19 protein-coding genes are annotated in these 20,488 nt (G+C 53.9%); 4 read left to right on the forward strand and 15 right to left on the reverse strand.

Features of this window, described 5'->3' with window-relative positions:
* Nucleotides 1–17 precede the first annotated feature (17 nt).
* The 15 genes from rnhB to rpsB form a co-directional block, all read right to left on the reverse strand.
* Entirely contained in the window at nt 18–614 is a 597-nt protein-coding gene (gene rnhB / locus GRPL_RS25360; RefSeq protein ID WP_032689404.1) for a ribonuclease HII, read from the reverse strand.
* A complete protein-coding gene (lpxB, locus tag GRPL_RS25355) occupies nt 611–1,759 on the reverse strand; it encodes a lipid-A-disaccharide synthase (RefSeq protein WP_032689405.1) in 1,149 nt (382 codons plus the stop codon). The genes rnhB and lpxB overlap by 4 nt, the downstream gene beginning before the upstream one ends.
* The gene (lpxA, locus tag GRPL_RS25350; protein ID WP_032698103.1) at nt 1,759–2,547 is read right to left on the reverse strand and encodes an acyl-ACP--UDP-N-acetylglucosamine O-acyltransferase; all 789 of its coding nucleotides are present in this window, start codon (nt 2,545–2,547) and stop codon (nt 1,759–1,761) included. The genes lpxB and lpxA overlap by 1 nt, the downstream gene beginning before the upstream one ends.
* 3 nt (nt 2,548–2,550) lie before the next feature.
* Nucleotides 2,551–3,006 carry a 3-hydroxyacyl-ACP dehydratase FabZ gene (gene fabZ, locus GRPL_RS25345; RefSeq protein WP_004858132.1) on the reverse strand — a complete coding sequence of 152 codons (456 nt, stop codon included), beginning with the start codon at nt 3,004–3,006 and terminating at the stop codon, nt 2,551–2,553.
* A 171-nt stretch (nt 3,007–3,177) separates the two neighbouring features.
* On the reverse strand, nt 3,178–4,203 hold the full coding sequence (gene lpxD, locus GRPL_RS25340; protein WP_004858130.1) for a UDP-3-O-(3-hydroxymyristoyl)glucosamine N-acyltransferase: 1,026 nt from the start codon (nt 4,201–4,203) through the stop codon (nt 3,178–3,180).
* A 3-nt stretch (nt 4,204–4,206) separates the two neighbouring features.
* The gene (gene skp / locus GRPL_RS25335; protein ID WP_004858127.1) at nt 4,207–4,692 is read right to left on the reverse strand and encodes a molecular chaperone Skp; all 486 of its coding nucleotides are present in this window, start codon (nt 4,690–4,692) and stop codon (nt 4,207–4,209) included.
* A gap of 122 nt (nt 4,693–4,814) precedes the next feature.
* Nucleotides 4,815–7,244 (reverse strand): outer membrane protein assembly factor BamA, encoded by a 2,430-nt coding sequence (gene bamA / locus GRPL_RS25330; RefSeq protein ID WP_032689407.1) that lies wholly within the window; start codon nt 7,242–7,244, stop codon nt 4,815–4,817.
* 31 nt (nt 7,245–7,275) lie between these two features.
* A complete protein-coding gene (gene rseP, locus GRPL_RS25325) occupies nt 7,276–8,628 on the reverse strand; it encodes a sigma E protease regulator RseP (protein ID WP_032689408.1) in 1,353 nt (450 codons plus the stop codon).
* Between the two features lie 11 nt (nt 8,629–8,639).
* Nucleotides 8,640–9,497 carry a phosphatidate cytidylyltransferase gene (cdsA, locus tag GRPL_RS25320; protein ID WP_032697297.1) on the reverse strand — a complete coding sequence of 286 codons (858 nt, stop codon included), beginning with the start codon at nt 9,495–9,497 and terminating at the stop codon, nt 8,640–8,642.
* Between the two features lie 12 nt (nt 9,498–9,509).
* Nucleotides 9,510–10,268 carry a (2E,6E)-farnesyl-diphosphate-specific ditrans,polycis-undecaprenyl-diphosphate synthase gene (ispU, locus tag GRPL_RS25315; protein WP_004858119.1) on the reverse strand — a complete coding sequence of 253 codons (759 nt, stop codon included), beginning with the start codon at nt 10,266–10,268 and terminating at the stop codon, nt 9,510–9,512.
* 249 nt (nt 10,269–10,517) lie between these two features.
* Nucleotides 10,518–11,720 carry a 1-deoxy-D-xylulose-5-phosphate reductoisomerase gene (gene ispC, locus GRPL_RS25310; protein WP_032698104.1) on the reverse strand — a complete coding sequence of 401 codons (1,203 nt, stop codon included), beginning with the start codon at nt 11,718–11,720 and terminating at the stop codon, nt 10,518–10,520.
* Nucleotides 11,721–11,959: 239 nt separating this feature from the next.
* Complete coding sequence (frr, locus tag GRPL_RS25305) at nt 11,960–12,517, reverse strand: ribosome recycling factor (protein WP_004858114.1); 558 nt, start codon at nt 12,515–12,517, stop codon at nt 11,960–11,962.
* Between the two features lie 150 nt (nt 12,518–12,667).
* On the reverse strand, nt 12,668–13,393 hold the full coding sequence (pyrH, locus tag GRPL_RS25300; protein ID WP_004858112.1) for a UMP kinase: 726 nt from the start codon (nt 13,391–13,393) through the stop codon (nt 12,668–12,670).
* Between the two features lie 147 nt (nt 13,394–13,540).
* Nucleotides 13,541–14,392 (reverse strand): translation elongation factor Ts, encoded by an 852-nt coding sequence (tsf, locus tag GRPL_RS25295; RefSeq protein WP_015585106.1) that lies wholly within the window; start codon nt 14,390–14,392, stop codon nt 13,541–13,543.
* Between the two features lie 117 nt (nt 14,393–14,509).
* Nucleotides 14,510–15,235, reverse strand: coding sequence for a 30S ribosomal protein S2 (gene rpsB / locus GRPL_RS25290; RefSeq protein ID WP_032689411.1), 726 nt, complete (start codon nt 15,233–15,235; stop codon nt 14,510–14,512).
* 323 nt (nt 15,236–15,558) lie between these two features.
* Here rpsB and map point away from each other — a divergent pair, with 323 nt between their 5' ends.
* From map to GRPL_RS25270, 4 genes are all read left to right on the forward strand, one after another.
* Nucleotides 15,559–16,353 carry a type I methionyl aminopeptidase gene (gene map, locus GRPL_RS25285; protein WP_032689412.1) on the forward strand — a complete coding sequence of 265 codons (795 nt, stop codon included), beginning with the start codon at nt 15,559–15,561 and terminating at the stop codon, nt 16,351–16,353.
* Between the two features lie 59 nt (nt 16,354–16,412).
* Complete coding sequence (gene glnD / locus GRPL_RS25280; protein ID WP_032698105.1) at nt 16,413–19,076, forward strand: bifunctional uridylyltransferase/uridylyl-removing protein GlnD; 2,664 nt, start codon at nt 16,413–16,415, stop codon at nt 19,074–19,076.
* A 35-nt stretch (nt 19,077–19,111) separates the two neighbouring features.
* Nucleotides 19,112–19,936, forward strand: coding sequence for a 2,3,4,5-tetrahydropyridine-2,6-dicarboxylate N-succinyltransferase (gene dapD / locus GRPL_RS25275; protein WP_004858103.1), 825 nt, complete (start codon nt 19,112–19,114; stop codon nt 19,934–19,936).
* A 107-nt stretch (nt 19,937–20,043) separates the two neighbouring features.
* Nucleotides 20,044–20,433, forward strand: a complete 390-nt coding sequence (locus GRPL_RS25270; protein ID WP_004858100.1) for a DUF3461 family protein — start codon at nt 20,044–20,046, stop codon at nt 20,431–20,433.
* Nucleotides 20,434–20,488 lie beyond the last annotated feature (55 nt).

The raw sequence follows: 20,488 nt of genomic DNA on the forward strand, positions 1-20,488 counted from the left end.
ATTTCTCGACACAAGAATCAGGACGCAAGGCCCAGCGCGCGTTTTACCGGGCCAAAACTACGCCGATGATGCTCGGTTGCGCCATGTTCGATCAGTTTTTCCAGATGGAAAGCGGTAGGATAGCCTTTATGCTGCGCAAAGCCGTATTGAGGAAATTCAAGGTCCAGCTCAGCCATTTCCGCATCGCGCGCGACTTTAGCCAGAATAGACGCTGCGCTGATTTCTGCCACCCGGCTATCGCCTTTGACCACCGCCAGTGAAGGCACAGGTAGCGGCGGGCAGCGGTTGCCATCAATCAGCACAAACTCCGGCACCACCGGCAGCGCAGCAACGGCGCGCTGCATCGCCAGCATGGTCGCATGCAGAATATTCAGCTCGTCTATTTCGTGCGGTTCCGCGCGGCCGAAACTCCAGGCTAACGCTTTCTCTTTGATTTCATCGAACAGCGCCAGACGACGCTTTTCGCTTAATTTTTTGGAGTCATTCAGACCGACAATTGGCCGTGCCGGGTCAAGGATCACCGCGGCGGTAACGACCGCTCCGACCAGAGGTCCCCGACCGACTTCGTCTACGCCGGCGACCAGGTGAGTATGCGGATACACAAACTCAATCATTTTGCTAACTCCAGTACCGCGTCCGCCGCCTGCTCATCCGCATTGCAGCGAATTTGTTGATGCAGCGCGCGGAAAGTGTCATGCATTTCATGGCTGGTTTTACCATCAGCCAGCAGCGGCCGCAGCGCATCCGCAAGCGACGCAGGCTGGCACTCATCCTGCAGCAGCTCTTTGACCAGCTCGCGGCCGGCCAGCAGGTTCGGCAACGAAACGTAGTCGGTTTTCACCAGGCGTTTCGCCAGCCAGAAAGTGAACGGCTTCATACGATAGCCAACCACCATCGGACACTTGGCCAGCATGCACTCCAGCGCCGCGGTTCCGGAAGCCAGCAGGGCCGCATCGCTGGCGATCATGGCATCGCGCGCCTGACCATCCAGCAGATGCACCGTAAGCTCCGGCGCCGTTTCCGCTTTAATACGTTCGAACTGCTCCCGCCTTCTGGCATTCACCAGCGGCACCAGTACCTGCAGGTCGGGATAATCGTTACGCAGAATCTGCGCGGTTTTCAGAAAGTCTGCGCTGAGCATTTCTACTTCAGCGCCGCGACTCCCCGGCAGCAGCGCCAGGCAGTGCGCATCCCGGGCAATGCCCAGGCGATCCCGCGCGGCGTCTTTATCCGGATCCAACGGCATGGCATCCGCCATGGTATGGCCGATAAAGCGGCAGGGAACGTTAAATTTGTCGTAAAACGCTTTTTCGAAAGGCAGAAATGCCAGTACCAGATCGGTGGATCTGCCAATTTTGAAAACGCGTTTTTGCCGCCATGCCCAAACCGACGGACTGACGTAATGGATAGTTTTGATACCCTGCTTCTTCAGATTACCTTCGAGGGTGATATTGAAGTCAGGCGCATCAATACCGACGAATACGTCTGGTTTAAGCTCGGTAAATCGCCGGGTGAGATCGGCGCGGATATGCAGCAGGCGACGCAGGCGACCAAGCACTTCGACAATGCCCATCACCGCCAGCTCTTCCATCTCATACCAGGCCTCACAGCCTTCGGCCTGCATCAATGGCCCCGCCACGCCGACAAAGCGCGCATCGGGAATACGTGCTTTAAGGGCGCGGATGAGACCTGCGCCAAGAATATCGCCGGAGGTTTCTCCGGCGACCAGGGCAATCGTCAGGGGACGCTGTGCAGACATTAACGAATCAGACCGCGTGTGGAGCGGGCGAAGAAATCGACAAATGGCTGAACTTCAGGATACTGAGTCGCCAGCTCGGCGATTTCCGGCTTCGCTTCATCCAGCGTTTTCCCGCTGCGGTACAGCAGTTTGTACGCATTGCGAATCGCGGTGATGGCTTCGCGGCTAAAGCCACGGCGCTTCAGCCCTTCAATATTGACGCCATACGGCGTTGCGTGGTTGCCCTGGGCAATCACGAACGGCGGGACATCCTGCGCGACGCCGGAGCAGCCGCCGACCATGACGTGTGCGCCGATGATGCAGAACTGATGCACTGCCGTCATGCCGCCGATGATAACGAAATCATCCAGCGAGACATGGCCGGCGAGCGTGGCATTGTTAGCCAGAATACAGCGGTTCCCGACCGTACAATCGTGCGCGACGTGAGCGTTGATCATCAGCAAGTTATCGCTGCCCACCTTCGTTAATCCACCACCCTGTACTGTGCCACGATGGATGGTGACGCTTTCGCGGATGCGGTTGCGGTCGCCAATTTCCACACGCGTCGGTTCACCAGCGTATTTCAGGTCCTGGTTAACTTCACCGATGGAAGCGAACTGATAGATCTCGTTATCACGACCAATTTTGGTATGGCCGTTAACAACAACATGAGACTTCAGTACGGTACCTTCGCCAATTTCGACGTTAGCACCAACAATACAAAACGGGCCAATGTGGGCGTTAGCACCGATAACGGCGCCATCTTCCACGATGGCAGTCGGATGAACAAAGGCGGTTTTATCAATCACGTATCAGGCCTCCCGGCTACGCGCACACATCATCGTTGCTTCGCAAACCACTTTACCATCAACCAGCGCGACGCCTTTAAAACGCGTCAGGCCGCGACGGGTTTTCTCGAAAGTGACTTCCATAATCATCTGATCGCCTGGTACTACCGGACGTTTGAAACGCGCTTCATCAATCCCGGCGAAGTAATAGAGTTCACCCGGTTCGAGCTTGCCGACGCTTTTGAATGCCAGAATGCCGGTGGCCTGCGCCATCGCTTCCAGAATCAGTACGCCCGGTAAAATCGGTTTACCAGGGAAGTGCCCCTGGAAAAACGGCTCGTTAACAGAAACATTTTTTACTGCGCGCAGAAAACGACCTTCTTCAAAATCCAGCACACGGTCTACCAGCAGGAACGGGTAGCGGTGAGGGAGAAGTTCCAGAATCTCTTCAATGTGCAGAGTATGAGTTTCAGTAGTCAAAATACTCTTCCTGTCTAAATATACTAAAAGGCAATAATAACACGGCCTGCGGCAATCTTATGAATGCAACAGGCCGAAAATTTTTACACTACATCTCTCAGGCAGTATCCTGGTCAGCGGTAGTTGCCGCCCGGATACTGCTTGGCATGATTTTGTGTGTCAACGGATGCGCTAATCTTGCTGATTAACCTTACGCTCAATCGATTTGAGGCGTTTGTTTATCTCATCAATATTCATCACCAGCGCCGCGGTTTTACGCCACACCTTATTCGGTTGCAGCGGAATCCCTGAAGAATAGACGCCAGGCTCGGTGATAGGACGCATGACCATCCCCATCCCGGTGACGGTGACTTTGTCGCAGATTTCCATATGTCCGTTAATCACGCTGGCTCCGCCAATCATGCAGTAACGGCCAATTTTCAGGCTGCCTGCCATGATAACGCCACCTGCAACGGCAGTATTGTCACCAATCACAACGTTATGCGCAATCTGACACTGGTTATCAATGATAACGCCATTGCCGATCACGGTATCATCCAGCGCACCACGGTCAATGGTCGTACAGGCGCCGATCTCCACGCGATCGCCAATGATGACGCGACCCAGCTGCGGGATCTTCACCCAGTTGCCGCGATCGTTGGCATAGCCGAAACCATCGGCACCGATAACGGTGCTGGACTGAATCAGGCAATTCTCACCGATCTCAATCTCGTGGTAAACGGTCACGTTGGCCCACAAACGGGAGCCAGCACCAATTTTCGTCTTTTTCCCAACGAAGCACCCGGCGCCAATCACCACATTGTCACCAAGCACAACATCAGATTCGATCACGGCGTTAGGGCCAATCGAGACGTTTTTACCCAGCGTCGCCGTGGCATCAATCACCGCACTCGGGGCGATATCCTGCGCCGGCTGCGGCGTGGTATCCAGAATTTGAGCCATGCGCGCATAGGTCAGGTAGGGATTACGCACTACCAGCGCGGCGCTTTGGGCAAAAGGTAAATCATCCTGCGTCATGACAACGGCAGAAGCCTGGCAAGCGGCCAGGTGTTCACGGTACTTAGGGTTGACCATGAATGTAATATGACCTGCTTTTGCAGTCTGCATGGACGCAACGCCGGTGATGACGATATCGCCATCACCGTGTAATTCTGCATCCAACTGCTGTGCTAGATCAGCCAGTCGAATAGAAGGCATTACTTATTTAACCTGTTTCAGCACATCAGCGGTGATGTCTTTTACATCGCTGCTGTTGTATGCAACGGCATTAGAATCAACAACCAGGTCGATGCTCTGGCTGCTCGCTACGCTTTTCACAGCAGTCTGGATACGGTTAACCAGTTTGCCGCGTTCTTCGTTGGAGCGACGTGCACGATCCTGCTCAAAAGACTGCGCCTTCTGAGAGAAGGTCTGGCGCTGAGCCATGACGTCTTTTTCCAGCTTGGTACGATCGGCACCCGGTTTCATGGACTGCAGACGCTGCATTTTGGACTGCAGATCGCCTTCCATACGCTGCAGCTCGCTCGCGCGGCCTTTGAACTCGTTTTCCAGCGTGTTAGAAACGCCTGTTTTCTGGGCAACCTGTTGGAACAGGCTGTTCATGTTAACCATTGCAATTTTATCTGCCGCCTGAGCGGAAGTTACCATTGCTAAACCCAGACCTGCAGCTAATAACCACTTTTTCACAATTAACTCCTTACCATCCCATGAGTACCCAGGGGTACCGTTATTTGCGTGGCCAGGCGATAACCGTGATTATCGCCTAAAGTCAGCGCTATACTGCACTTACATTCCATTGCTGCCCGCAATTACCAGGTTTTACCAATGTTAAACTGGAACTGCTCGGCCTTGTCTCCCTCGTACTTTTTAAACGGTTGGGCGTAGGAGAATACCAACGGCCCCAACGGCGACATCCACTGCACCGCAATACCAGCGGACATACGGATGTTGCTCGGATCACCGTAATCCGGATAACCCGCATAAGCGCTCGAATCCCAGTGAGTATCCCACACGGTACCCATATCCCAGAAGAAGGAGGTACGGACCGAGTTAGCATATTTATCGCTGATAAACGGCGTCGGTGTAATCAGCTCCAGGCTGGCAACGGCCATGGCGTTACCGCCGACTGCATCATCCGATTTACACGGCGCAGACTCAGTGCTCTTACAGTTACTGTCATAGTTATCATCGCCATCGTGGCGATTGCTGGCCGGGAAATAAACCGCTTTCGGACCAATGGTGTTCGACTGGAACCCGCGCACGGTGCTTGAACCACCGGCGTAGAAGTTCTCGTAGAACGGCATCTCTTTGCTGCCAATACCGTCGCCATAGCCGAAGCGAGTACGTCCCAGAACCACCCATTTATGATCGTTGTCGATCGGTACATAGGTCGCCGTATCCAGCGTAGCTTTGTAGTATTCGTTATCCGAACCTGGAATGGTCACTTTACCATTCAGGTTGACACGCGAACCTTCCGTCGGGAAGAAGCCGCGGTCGAGCTTGTTATAGGTCCAACCGTAGTTGAAGGTGAAGTCGTTGGCGCTGAATGAGTTTTTATCATCGGTATTTTCCGGATATTGACCCATCGAGTTCAGATAACGCCACATCGACACCTGCGGCTGCATATTGGACAGGGAGTTATGGACATACCCTAAGCCCGCGCGCAGCGTATTGTATTCGTTGATCGGGAAGCCCAGCGTAACGTCCGTACCATAGCTTTTGTTGGTATAGTCAGACAGATCCGCGTCGTTCGCGTCGAAGTCGTTATAGAAAATACGACCACCGAGACTCACGCCATCAACGGTGAAATACGGGTTAGTGACCGACAGTTCAGTATAGGTCTGGTAATCGTTTTTGGTGCCGTTAATTCCGACGGAATAGCCGGTACCCAGCCAGTTGTCCTGCTGAACGCCGGCCTGGAAGCTCACACCGCTTTCCGTACCGTAGCCGATACCAAAGTTGAAGCTACCGGTGTTACGTTCTTTGACCTTATAGACCACGTCGACCTGATCCGGGCTGCCCGGTACGCGCTGCGTATCGGTATCAACCGTTTCGAAATAGCCGAGACGATTCAGACGATCCTTACCCTGATCGACCAGGTCGCTACCCAGCCATGCCCCTTCCATCTGACGCATTTCGCGACGCAGAACGGAGTCTTTGGAGGTATCGTTGCCCTCGAAGCGAATTTTACGTACGTAGTAACGGTTGCCCGCATCGACGTTGACGTGCAGCTTCACGGTCTTATCGCTATCGTTAATTTCCGGCTGAGACTGGACGCGCGGATAAGCGTAGCCATAGCGACCGAGGAGTTTCTTAATATCATTCTCCATTTTGGTCACTTTGGCGCCGTTATACAGCTCGCCCGGCTCCACTTTGGTCAACGCTTCGATTTCTGCCGAATGCCCCGCCAGATCGCCCGTCACCTGCACACCGGACAGCTTGTACTGATCGCCTTCGGTGATGTTTACGGTGATGTAGATGCCTTTTTTATCCGGCGTCAGGCTCACCTGGGTGGAGTCGATGTTGAAACGTGCGTAACCGCGATCCAGATAGTAACTGCGCAGGGTTTCGAGATCCCCGGCCAGCTTCTGCTTCTGGTATTTACGATCGCCGACCACGTTCCACCACGGCACTTCATCGCGCAGCTGGAATGTTGAGATCAGTTCATCGGTACTGAACGCATGGTTACCGACAATGTTAATCTGCTGGATTTTCGCCGAGACGCCTTCCTGGAATACCAGTTTCAGGTCGACGCGGTTACGCGGCAGCGGGGTCACGACAGCTTTTACGCTGGCGCTGTACTTACCGACGCTATAGTAGAAATCTTCCAGCCCTTTCTCGATATCAGCGAGGGTCGTGCGGTCAAGGGACTCCCCAACGCGAACGCCGGATGCCTCAAGGTTTTGCTTGAGCATGTCATCCTTCACCGATTTGTTACCGGAGAAAGTGATGCTGGCAATCGTTGGGCGCTCTTTCACCTGCACCAACAGGGTATCACCATCGCGCAGGACGCGGACGTCCTCAAAGTTGCCAGTGGCAAACAAAGCACGAATGGTGTTACTGATATCATCATCGGTCACCGTATCGCCAGGACGCACGGGCATACTGAGGAGGGCCGCACCAACAGCGACACGCTGCAAGCCTTCGAAATGAATGTCCTTCACCACGAACCCTTCAGCACCGTATACGGTTGCGCTGCTAAACAGCAGCGACGCTATGAGCAACTTTTTCATCGCCATCGTTATTATGCGTTCTTCCTAACAAACTCTCTTATAACCGAGAGAAATCATTGAAAAGTGCAAGCCCCATTAACAACACCAGCAGTATTGAGCCAATGCGATAACTAAAGTCTTGAACTCGCTCGGATACCGGCCCGCCCTTCAGCTTTTCAATCGCCAAAAATAGCAGGTGCCCCCCGTCCAGGACGGGAAGCGGGAACAGATTGATTATTCCGAGGTTCACGCTAATCAACGCAAGGAACATCAGATAGTAAATCAATCCAAACTCCGCTGACATTCCAGCCCCCTGGGCGATAGAAATCGGCCCGCTGAGGTTGTTCAGTTTGACATCACCGGTTATCAATTTACCCAGCATCCTGACGGTTAATGACATCAGTTGCCAGGTTTTATCCGTGGCTTCAGCAATGGCGGCAAACGGCCCGTACTGACGCACTGTCTTATATTCATCAGGCAGCGGGATGACCTTAGGCACTACCCCTGCAAACCCTTCGGCTTTACCTTTTGCGGCTCGGCTATCTGGCGTCAGCGTAACAGACAAGGGACTCCCCTGTCGCTCGATGTCCAGAATCAGCGCCTTACCCGGATTATCACGCACCAGATTTACAAACGTCATCCACTGCGTTAACGGTTGACCATCGACTTTAACGATCCTGTCGCCCGCTTGCAAACCGGCCTTCTGCGCCGCCGAGCCAGATTGTACTTCAGCCAGCACCGTATCAATCTGCGCGCTGCGAGGCTGAATACCCAGCGATGTCACCGGATCTTGTTTATCCGGCTCAAACGCCCAGTGCCGCAGATCGAGGATTTTATCCTGGCGCTGACTGCTCCCGAAAGGGGCGACCGTAACTATTGTTTGCTCGTCGCCAATCTTCGAGACCAGCGCCATACGCACTGCATCCCAATCAGGCGTTTCGATGCCATCTATCGCTTTAAGTTCCGTTCCTTTTGCAATTTGTGCGTGTGCGGCAATCGAGTCGGGTACTATTTCACCAACAACCGGACGGACGCCAGGAACACCGATGATAAACACCAGCCAGTAGGCAAAGATGGCAAAAATGAAGTTGGCGACAGGGCCTGCGGCAATGACGGCCGCACGCTGGCCAACGGTTTTGTTATTGAAAGCGTAGTGGCGCATCTCTGGCGCCACCGGCTCGACGCGTTCGTCGAGCATTTTGACATAGCCGCCGAGTGGAATAAGAGCGATGACGAATTCCGTTCCCTGCTTGTCAAAACGTCGCCATAACGCTTTACCAAAGCCGATGGAAAAGCGTTCAACGCGAACGCCGCAGCGACGAGCCACCCAGAAATGGCCAAACTCATGCACGGTGATCAATACGCCCAGCGCAATGATAAAGGCAGCCAAATTCCAGAGAACGCTTAGCATAAAACCTTCCGTCAAATCGTCCTGAAGACCAACAATAGCAGACAAGCAAACACCGGTACCGCCGCCGTCAGGCTATCGATACGATCCAGTATTCCACCGTGTCCGGGAATCAGATGACCGCTATCCTTAATGCCGGCCTCTCGCTTAAACATACTCTCTGTCAGATCGCCCAGCACCGATGCCAGTGCCGCAACAACGGAGCACACCAGCAATACCGTTGGGGTAACATCCAGATTTGCCCACTGGCCGTAGGCCCAGGAGATGACCGCCGCCGTCACCAGACCGCCGAAGAACCCCTGCCAGGTTTTACCCGGAGACACTTTCGGTGCCAGCTTATGCTTGCCGAACATCTTGCCAAACATATAGGCGCCAGAATCCGCGCCCCAGACCAGAATCATCACGTACAGCAGCCACAGCGCGCCGCTGTAATGGTTATCCGCATAATGCCAGGCACGCAGCGCCAGCATGCCCCAGAAGAACGGGACGATAGTCAGAATACCAAAGATCAGCCGCAGCACCTTCGAGTTGCGCCAGAAAGCCGCGGACGCCGGGTAAGAAAGCACCAGCAGCAGCGCCACAATCCACCAACCAAACGACGCCCAGAGCGATCCTTCAACCAACGGTTGATGAACGTCGTAGTGATATTCCGGCATCAGGAAAAGCATCAACGCCAGTAACAGGCCACACAGCAGCGCCAGCCAGATGCGTTGTGAAGTTGAAGTGAAACCGCTAAATTGCCCCCACTCCCACGCAGCGAGCATACACACCACGAGCGTGACGATGGCAAAACCCGCAGGCGGCAACAGAAAAAGCGCCGCAATGACTACGGGGATTAAAACGAAAGCCGATATCAGGCGATACTTCAGCAAAAGTGACCCCCATCAGGCATGATTGCCACCCGGCTCAGTGCCGCCGAAACGACGCTCTCGATTAACAAAGGCATGGAGTGCACCTTCAAAGTCCTGTTCTGCAAAATCGGGCCAAAGAACATCGGTAAAGTAAAGTTCGGCATACGCAATTTGCCAAATCAAAAAATTACTGATGCGATGCTCTCCCCCGGTCCTAATAACTAAATCTACAGGTGCCAGTTCATGCATACAGACCTGCTGACTCAGCATGTCTTCCGTGATCTGTTCGGGCCGAAGTAACCCGTTCTGAACCTGTTCGGCCAGATTGCGGACACCCTGAATAATATCCCAGCGCCCACCGTAGTTCGCCGCAATATTCAGCGTTAAGCCGGTGTTGTTCTCCGTCAGCGCTTCCGCTTTGCGGATACGCTCCTGCAGGCGCGCATTAAAACGCGTCGTCTCGCCGATGATCCGCAGGCGGACGTTATGCCGATGCAAGCTTTTCACTTCGCTATCCAGCGCCCAAACGAACAGCTCCATCAGAGCACTGACTTCCTGCTCCGGGCGGTTCCAGTTCTCGCTGCTGAATGCATATAGCGTCAACGCTTCAATACCATTGTTCGCCGCGAAGGAGACCGCGCGACGAACCGACTTCGCCCCGGCTTTATGGCCGAATGCGCGAATTTTTCCTTGCTGTTTCGCCCAACGACCGTTGCCGTCCATGATAATGGCGACATGACGACAGCCATGCGCAGGCGATATTTCGCTGACAGTGTGATTAGCAGACAACATAACGCGTTTTAAGTCCATAATAAGGATTAGCCAAGCCACTAAACGCGAGCAACCGGTCAGCGCTGTATACGCATTTTTATCCAGTGCCGAAGCTACAGCTAATCGCAGAGAACAACCCAAAGCTTTACGCAAAAAAGCCGTGTTTTTCCACGGCCACCACAATCTTTTACAACAAAATGCAACGATTGGGTGGCGCAGACTATATCACCGAAGCCCAGCGCCCACAAATATCACAACGTGTCGTGAGGTTCAGCCCCGCGTTGTCAGATGTTTTATCTGCTTCTGCGCAACAACCCTGGCCTGAGCGTCAATAACCAGCACTTCATCAATGCTTTGCGGCTCATCCAGCGTCAGTTGATCCAGCACCGCCAGGTTGACTCCCGCAATATCGGTAAAGCGAATCTCTCCGGCCAGGAAGGCTGCCACTGAGATTTCGTTTGCCGCATTCAATGCCGTTGTAGCCGCCTGACCTTGGTCAAATGCGTCCATCGCCAGCTTGAGGCACGGATAGCGCCCGTAGTCCGGCGCGGAAAAGCTCAGCTGGCTCAACTGGCAGAAGTCTAATGCCGGCACGCCAGAATTCAGGCGGTCTGGCCAGCCCATCGTATGGGCGATAGGCGTGCGCATATCCGGTTCACCGAGCTGTGCAATGACGCTGCCGTCAAGATAACGCACCATCGAGTGAATGACGGACTGCGGATGGATCAGCACTTCCATCTGCCGGGCTGAAGCGTTGAACAGCCAGCGGGCTTCGATATATTCCAGCCCTTTGTTCATCATCGTGGCGGAATCGACAGAGATTTTGCGTCCCATTGACCAGTTGGGGTGACGGCAGGCCTGATCCGGCGTCATCGCCGCCAGCTCCGCTATCGCCGTTTCCCGGAAAGGACCACCGGAACCGGTCAGCAGAATCGACGATACGCCGTTCTGCGTTAAGTCAGCGTATCCAAGATTATGCTGTACGGTTACAGGCATACTCTGAAAAATCGCGTTATGTTCGCTGTCCACGGGCAGCAGGTGCGCACCATACTGCTGTACCGCATCCATAAACAGGCGTCCGCAGGTGACCAGCGACTCTTTATTCGCCAGCAGAACCGTTTTGCCGGCACGGATGGCGGCCAGCGTAGGTACCAGTCCCGCAGCACCCACAATCGCCGCCATCACCTGGTCAACGTCGTCCAGCGCAGCCACTTCAGCGGCAGCCTGCTGGCCGCTTAATACCTCAGTGCGGCTATCGCTTTCACGCAGGCGGATGCGCAGCGCGTCGGCGCTTTGTACATCGTCCATAACCGCATAGCGGGGAGAAAATTCCAGACATTGTTCAACCATGCGGTCGACATTCTTCCCTGCGACCAGCGCAGCGATGGAAAAGCGATCGGGGTTATGGCGCACCACATCCAGCGTGCTGCAGCCAATTGAACCGGTCGAACCGAGAACGGTTAATTGCTTCATGAGATGTCCAGAAGAATTGAGACAGGATAAAAAGAAAAACGCCGCCAGTAAGCCCTTACGCCACAATTACCCGGGAGCAGGTCGGCGGTCTATCACCTTCAGCAAGCGTGCCAAAGGCTACAGGGCCGACCGTTTTAACACAATCCCAGGAATTGAGCGTTCGGTCTTCTGTACGGCGTTTCAGACTTAACGCCCACAGCCCATCAATAATAGTGGGCGGCGAGCGTATCGGCAGAGAATCAGAACTGCATCAGTTCCGCTTCTTTATCGGCCAGCGCCGCATCCACTTTCTTAATGGCGGCGTCAGTCATTTTCTGCACGTCGTCCTGAGAACGGCGATCGTCATCTTCGCTGATCTCTTTGTCTTTCAGCAGCGCTTTAACTTTGTCGTTAGCATCACGACGCACGTTACGGACAGACACGCGAGCCTGTTCGGCTTCGGCACGCACGATCTTAGTCAGATCTTTACGACGTTCTTCGGTCAGCGGCGGCAGCGGAACGCGGATGTCGGTACCCGCAGAGCTTGGGTTCAGACCGAGATCGGAAGCCATGATCGCTTTCTCAACGGCCGGGCTCATCGAGCGATCGAATACGTTGATTTTCAGAGTACGGGAGTCTTCTACCGTGACGCTTGCCAGCTGACGCAGAGGCGTCGGCGTGCCGTAATATTCCACGACAATGCCATCCAGCAGGCTGGGAGAAGCACGACCCGTGCGTATTTTGCTGATTTGGGTTTTGAACGCTTCGACGCATTTTTCCATGCGTACTTCAGCATCTTTTCTGATATCGCTAATCACGTTACGAATCCTTGAAAACTTGTCTCAGACAGACCAGACGGTCGCTCACCGTAAAAGTGAGCTAAGTATAGTCAGGTTTAATGCAAATCACCGGGCAATAAGCCCGCGAAAGTAAGGCGGAATATTACCCGGATTTGGCGCTGACGGGAATTATTCCGTAATCAATGTGCCTTCTTTTTCGCCCATCACCACGCGACGCAGTGCGCCTGGTTTATTCATGTTGAAGACGCGAATCGGCAATTTATGGTCACGCGCCAGGGTAAAGGCGGCTAAATCCATGACTTTCAGTTCTTTATCGAGCACTTCGCTGTAAGTCAGCTGATCGTACATGGTGGCAGACGGGTCTTTGGCCGGGTCAGCGGTAAACACGCCGTCGACTTTGGTGGCTTTCAGTACCACATCGGCTTCGATTTCAATACCACGCAGGCAGGCAGCGGAGTCGGTGGTGAAGAACGGGTTACCGGTACCTGCAGAAAGAATCACTACGCGATTGTTACGCAGCAGGCTGATGGCTTCCGCCCAGCTGTAGTTATCACACACGCCATTCAGCGGAATCGCTGACATCAGGCGAGCGTTCACATAGGCGCGATGCAGTGAGTCACGCATTGCAAGGCCGTTCATCACCGTTGCCAGCATGCCCATGTGGTCGCCCACAACGCGGTTCATCCCCGCTTTCGCCAGCCCAGCACCACGGAACAGGTTACCGCCACCAATCACTACGCCAACCTGAATACCCAGTTCAACCAGTTCTTTGATTTCCTGAGCCATACGGTCAAGTATGCTTGCATCAATACCGAAGCCTTCCGAACCCTGCAGAGCTTCGCCACTTAACTTAAGCAGAATACGTTTGTAGACGGGTTTTGCATTGGTAGCCATGTTTCTTTCCTGAGACTGTCAACGAGTGAGATGAGTTAATTCTGGCGACATTGTATGCCGCTTTTCAGCACAGCCACTATAAGCGATGCGCTGAATTTACAAAACGGGCACAAAAAGAAGCCGCCCTCAGGCGGCTCCTTTTGAAAATTAAGACTGCTTGGACATCGCAGCAACTTCTGCTGCAAAGTCAGTCTCAACTTTCTCGATGCCTTCGCCCACTTCAAAGCGGATGAAGCCAGTAACGTCGGCATTGTGCTCTTTCAGCAGCTGAGCAACAGATTTGCTCGGGTCCATAACGAAAGGCTGGCCGGTCAGAGAAACTTCGCCGGTGAATTTCTTCATGCGGCCTTCAACCATTTTCTCTGCGATTTCTTTCGGCTTACCAGACTGCATCGCGATGTCCAGCTGAACCTGGTACTCTTTCTCAACCACTTCAGCAGAAACGTCTTCCGGCTTAACGAATTCCGGCTTGCTTGCTGCGATGTGCATTGCCAGCTGTTTAACCAGCTCCTGGTCAGCGCCTTTAGCCGCAACCAGAACACCGATACGTGCGCCGTGCTGGTATGAACCCAGAACGTCGCCTTCCAGGGAAGCCACGCGACGGATATTGATGTTCTCACCGATTTTAGCAACCAGCGCAACACGCTCTTCTTCGAACTGTGCTTTCAGAACTTCAACGTCAGTGATTTTGCCAGCGACTGCAGCGTCCAGTACTTTATTAGCAAATGCCTGGAAACCACCATCTTTAGCAACGAAGTCAGTCTGGCAGTTAACTTCCAGAATGATGCCGTAGGTACCGTCGATCTTAGTGATGATCACGCCGTCAGCAGCAACGTTACCTGCTTTTTTCGCCGCTTTGATTGCGCCAGATTTACGCATGTTTTCGATTGCCAGCTCGATGTCGCCGTTTGCTTCGGTCAGCGCTTTTTTGCAATCCATCATGCCTGCGCCAGTACGCTCACGCAGCTCTTTTACCAGGGATGCGGTAATTTCAGCCATTCTTAAATCCTCGGGAGATGTGAACTGCCCGGCCGGGGGCCAAACAGTATAAATTGAAAAAAGGGGCCGAAAATGGGCCCCTATTCATACACGGTACTAATAAGGGGTGAAACCTTATTATTCAGCTTCTACGAAGCTTTCTTCCGCCTGAGAAGCCAGATCCTGAGAACGACCTTCACGCACGGTTGCAGCTACAGCGCCCAGGTACAGGCTAACAGCGCGGATTGCGTCGTCGTTACCCGGGATAACGAAGTCTACGCCGTCCGGATCGGAGTTAGTATCAACGATAGCAAATACCGGGATACCCAGGTTGTTTGCTTCTTTGATAGCGATGTGCTCGTGGTCAGCGTCGATAACAAACAGTGCGTCCGGCAGGCCGCCCATGTCTTTGATACCGCCCAGGCTGTTTTCCAGCTTGTCCAGCTCACGAGTGCGCATCAGCGCTTCTTTCTTGGTCAGCTTCTCGAAAGTACCGTCCTGGGACTGAGTTTCCAGGTCTTTCAGACGTTTGATGGACTGACGAACGGTTTTCCAGTTAGTCAGCATGCCGCCCAACCAGCGATGGTTCACGAAGAACTGGTCGCAGCTGTTAGCAGCTTCTTTTACCGCTTCGCTTGCAGCGCGTTTAGTACCAACGATCAGAATCTTGCCTTTACGAGCAGAGATCTTGTTCAGTTCAGCCAGAGCTTCGTTGAACATCGGTACAGTTTTCTCAAGGTTGATGATGTGAACTTTGTTACGCGCGCCGAAGATGAAAGGCTTCATTTTCGGGTTCCAGTAACGGGTCTGGTGACCAAAGTGAACACCAGCCTTGAGCATGTCGCGCATGGAAACAGTTGCCATGTTTAAAACCTCTATAGATAAAGTTGGGGTTATGCCTCCACGTATCCCATATTACCGACCCTAAAGGGCACCCCGGAATATGTGTCGATACGTGTGTGTTATTTACACAAAGTGAGATTTGTCGCTTCAGTCCATCCTGTGTAGTACGAAATGGAACGGAAGTCCGGCGCGCTTTATACCACAAAACCCGATCGGAAACCAACTGTTGTTGACGCTGAGTGCTGTTAATGATTCTCAATTTGGCACCAGGACACCCGGACTGTTAACATTGACAGGAATAACTCTATTATTGTCGAAAAAACCGACACAGCTGGACACAATCCATGGCTATATCTATCAAAACATCTGAAGACATCGAAAAAATGCGCGTCGCCGGCCGCCTGGCCGCTGAAGTGCTGGAAATGATCGAACCCTACGTTAAACCGGGCGTCAGCACCGGCGAACTGGACCGCATCTGTAACGATTATATTGTTAACGAACAGAAAGCGATCTCCGCCTGCCTCGGCTACCACGGTTACCCGAAATCCGTGTGCATCTCTATTAACGAAGTCGTCTGTCACGGGATTCCTGACGACGAAAAACTGTTGAAAGACGGCGACATCGTCAACATTGATGTCACGGTAATTAAGGATGATTTCCACGGCGACACCTCTAAGATGTTCATCGTCGGCAAACCGACGATTCTCGGCGAGCGCCTGTGCCGCATTACCCAGGAAAGCCTGTATCTGGCGCTGAAGATGGTTAAGCCAGGAATCAACCTGCGCGCGATCGGCGCAGCCATCCAGAAATTCGTCGAAGCGGAAGGTTTCTCGGTGGTGCGTGAATATTGCGGTCACGGTATCGGCCGCGGTTTCCATGAAGAACCGCAGGTGCTGCATTACGACTCTCCTGAGACCAATGTGGTGCTCAAGCCGGGCATGACCTTTACCATCGAACCAATGGTTAATGCCGGCAAGAAAGAGATCCGCAGTATGAAAGACGGCTGGACGGTGAAAACCAAAGACCGGAGCTTGTCTGCGCAGTACGAGCATACTATTGTGGTGACAGAGAACGGCTGTGAGATTCTGACATTACGCAAGGATGACACCATCCCGGCGATAATCTCGCACGACGCATAACGAAAAGCCGGCGCCCGCCGGCTTTTTTATGGGCGATAGTTTTTTCTTATGGTGACGCGATGAGCAACTCTTTACCTGACACTGTCTCCCCTACCCTCTCCGGTCAGCCTGAGAATCCGGGTAGCTGGCCGCAAGGTGATTTGAACTGTGCCGCCATCAAGGCACATCTCGATATTTTCCAGCGCTGGCTGGGCGAAGCGTTTGATAGCGGTATCGCCGCCGGGCAGCTAATCGAAGCGCGAACCGAATTTATCGACCAGCTGCTCCAGCGTCTGTGGATTGATTACGGCTTTGGTCCGGTCAGCGACCTGGCGCTGGTCGCTGTCGGCGGATATGGCCGCGGCGAGCTGCACCCGCTCTCCGACGTCGACCTGCTGATTCTCAGCCGCAAGAAGCTCTCCGACGAGCAGGCGCAGAAAGTCGGCGAACTGCTGACCCTGCTGTGGGACATCAAGCTCGAGGTTGGCCACAGCGTGCGCACGCTGGAAGAGTGCCTGCTGGAAGGACTGTCCGATCTTAGCGTCGCGACCAACCTGATTGAATCTCGCCTGCTGATTGGCGATGTGGCCCTGTTTCTTGAACTGCAGAAACATATCTTCAGCGATGGTTTCTGGCCCTCAGAGAAGTTTTTTGCCGCCAAGGTCGAAGAGCAGAACATCCGCCACCAGCGCTACCACGGCACCAGCTATAACCTCGAGCCGGACGTGAAAAGCAGCCCCGGCGGCCTGCGCGATATCCACACCCTGCAGTGGGTCGCCCGCCGCCACTTCGGCGCCACCTCGCTGGATGAAATGGTTGGCTTCGGCTTTCTTACCGAAGCCGAACGTAACGAGCTTAACGAATGTCTGCACCAGCTGTGGCGGATTCGCTTTGCGCTGCACCTCGAGTTAAACCGTTACGACAACCGCCTGTTATTCGACCGCCAGCTCAGCGTCGCCCGCCGGCTGCGCTACGAAGGCGAAGGTAATCAGCCTATCGAATACATGATGAAGGATTTCTTCCGCGTCACCCGGCGGGTCAGCGAACTGAATCACATGCTGCTCCAGCTGTTTGATGAAGCAATCCTCGCTCTCACCGAAGATGAAAAGCCGCGGCCCATCGATGATGATTTTCAGCTGCGCGGCACGCTGATTGACCTGCGCGACGACACGCTGTTTATCCGCGAACCGCAGGCAATACTACGCATGTTCTATATTATGGTGCGTAACAGCAACATCACCGGCATCTACTCGACGACCCTTCGCCACCTGCGCCACGCGCGGCGCCACCTGACGCAGCCGCTGTGCTATATCCCGGAAGCGCGCGCGATTTTCCTCAGCATGTTGCGCCACCAGGGGGCGGTCAGCCGGGGGCTGTTGCCGATGCACCGTCACAGCGTACTGTGGGCCTATATGCCGCAGTGGTCGCATATTGTGGGCCAGATGCAGTTTGACCTCTTTCATGCCTATACGGTCGATGAACATACGATCCGCGTGCTGCTGAAGCTGGAAAGCTTCGCCAAAGAAGAGACCCGCAGCCGCCACCCGCTGTGCGTGGAACTGTGGCCTCGCCTGACCCACCCGGAGCTGATTCTGATTGCCGCCCTGTTCCATGATATTGCCAAAGGTCGCGGCGGCGATCATTCGGTCCTCGGCGCCCAGGATGTGCTGAAATTCGCCGAGCTGCACGGACTTAACTCACGGGAAACCCAGCTGGTGGCCTGGCTGGTGCGCCATCATCTGTTGATGTCAGTCACCGCTCAGCGCCGTGATATCCAGGATCCGGAAGTCATCAAGCAGTTTGCCGAAGAGGTGCAGACCGAAAACCGCCTGCGCTACCTGGTGTGCCTGACCGTCGCCGATATCTGTGCGACCAACGAAACCTTGTGGAACAGCTGGAAGCAGAGCCTGCTGCGCGAGCTCTATTTCGCCACCGAAAAACAGCTGCGTCGCGGGATGCAAAGTACGCCGGATATGCGCGAACGAGTACGCCATCATCAGCTGCAGGCGCTGGCGCTGCTGCGGATGGAAAATATTAATGAAGAGGCGCTGCATCAAATCTGGAACCGCTGTCGCGCCAACTACTTCGTGCGCCATACGCCTAACCAGCTCGCCTGGCACGCCCGCAATTTGCTCAAACATGACCTGAGCAAACCGATGATCCTGCTTAGCTCGCAGGCCACGCGCGGTGGGACCGAAATTTTTATCTGGAGCCCGGACCGCCCGTATCTGTTTGCCGCCGTCTGTGGTGAACTGGATCGCCGCAACCTCAGCGTCCACGATGCCCAGATTTTTACCACCCGCGACGGCATGGCGATGGACACCTTTATTGTGCTGGAGCCGGACGGCAGTCCGCTTTCCGCCGATCGCCATGAAATGATCCGTCACGGTCTGGAACAGACCATCACCCAACGTAGCTGGCAGCCTCCGGCCCCGCGCCGTCAGGCGGCGAAACTTCGCCATTTCTCCGTCGTTACCGAAGTCAATTTCCTGCCGACGCACACCGACAGAAAATCGTTTCTTGAGCTGATTGCGCTCGATCAGCCGGGTCTGCTGGCTCGCGTGGGTCAGGTGTTCGCCGACCTCAATATTTCGCTTCACGGGGCGAGAATTACGACAATTGGTGAGCGAGTAGAAGATTTATTTATAATCGCGACGGCGGACCGGCGTGGGCTTAATAATGCGCTACAACAAGAAGTACAACAACGGTTGACAGAGGCCCTCAATCCAAACGATAAAGGGTGACGAACTTTTAATGTGTAAAGAGAAAGAGTAAAACAATGCAGCAATTACAGAATGTTATTGAGTCCGCTTTTGAGCGTCGCGCCGACATCACGCCGGCAAATGTGGATACCGTAACCCGCGAAGCGGTTAACCAGGTGATTTCTCTGCTTGATTCCGGCGCGCTGCGTGTCGCTGAAAAGATCGATGGCCAGTGGGTCACCCATCAATGGCTGAAGAAGGCGGTTCTGCTCTCTTTCCGTATTAACGATAACCAGGTTATCGACGGTGCGGAAAGCCGCTACTTCGATAAAGTGCCGATGAAATTCGCTGACTATGATGAAGCGCGTTTCCAGAAAGAAGGCTTCCGCGTGGTTCCGCCGGCGGCGGTTCGTCAGGGCGCATTTATTGCCCGCAACACCGTGCTGATGCCGTCCTACGTCAACATTGGCGCCTACGTTGATGAAGGCTCCATGGTAGATACCTGGGCCACCGTGGGTTCCTGCGCGCAGATCGGTAAAAACGTGCACCTGTCCGGCGGCGTCGGCATCGGTGGCGTCCTGGAGCCGCTGCAGGCTAACCCAACCATTATCGAAGACAACTGCTTCATCGGCGCACGCTCTGAAGTGGTTGAAGGCGTGATCGTTGAAGAAGGTTCCGTGATCTCCATGGGCGTGTACCTGGGTCAGAGCACCAAAATTTACGATCGCGAAACCGGCGAAGTCCATTACGGCCGCGTTCCGGCGGGCTCAGTGGTGGTTTCCGGCAACCTGCCGTCAAAAGATGGCAAGTACAGCCTGTACTGCGCCGTTATCGTGAAGAAAGTGGATGCGAAAACTCGCGGCAAGGTCGGCATTAACGAACTGCTGCGTACCATCGACTAAGCAGAATAAAAAGCGGGATATCTCCCGCTTTTTTTATATTTGAAGCTGGCGGAGATGGATCTTTTCGTTAATTATTCAAAGGTTATGATGATATCAAAGGTACCGTTATGTACGATAATCTGAAAAGTCTTGGCATTACCAATCCTGATGAGATCGATCGCTATAGCCTGCGGCAGGAAGCCAACAACGACATTCTGAAAATCTATTTTCAGAAAGACAAAGGCGAGTTCTTCGCCAAAAGCGTCAAGTTTAAATACCCGCGTCAGCGTAAGACCGTTGTCGCAGATGGCGTAGGCCAGGGGTATAAAGAGGTTCAGGAAATTAGCCCGAATCTGCGCTACGTTATCGATGAGCTGGATCAGATCTGCCAGCGCGATCGTACCGAAGTCGACCTCAAACGTAAGATCCTTGACGATCTGCGTCATCTGGAAAGCGTCGTCACTCATAAGATCAGTGAAATTGAAGCCGATCTGGAAAAACTGACGCGCAATAAATAAGTGGGTTTTCGCTCCCTGGCCGGCGATGCTTTCCGGGGAGAGACCAACAACAACC

This window comes from Klebsiella planticola ATCC 33531 (assembly GCF_000735435.1).
Taxonomy (GTDB): Bacteria; Pseudomonadota; Gammaproteobacteria; order Enterobacterales; family Enterobacteriaceae; genus Klebsiella; species Klebsiella planticola.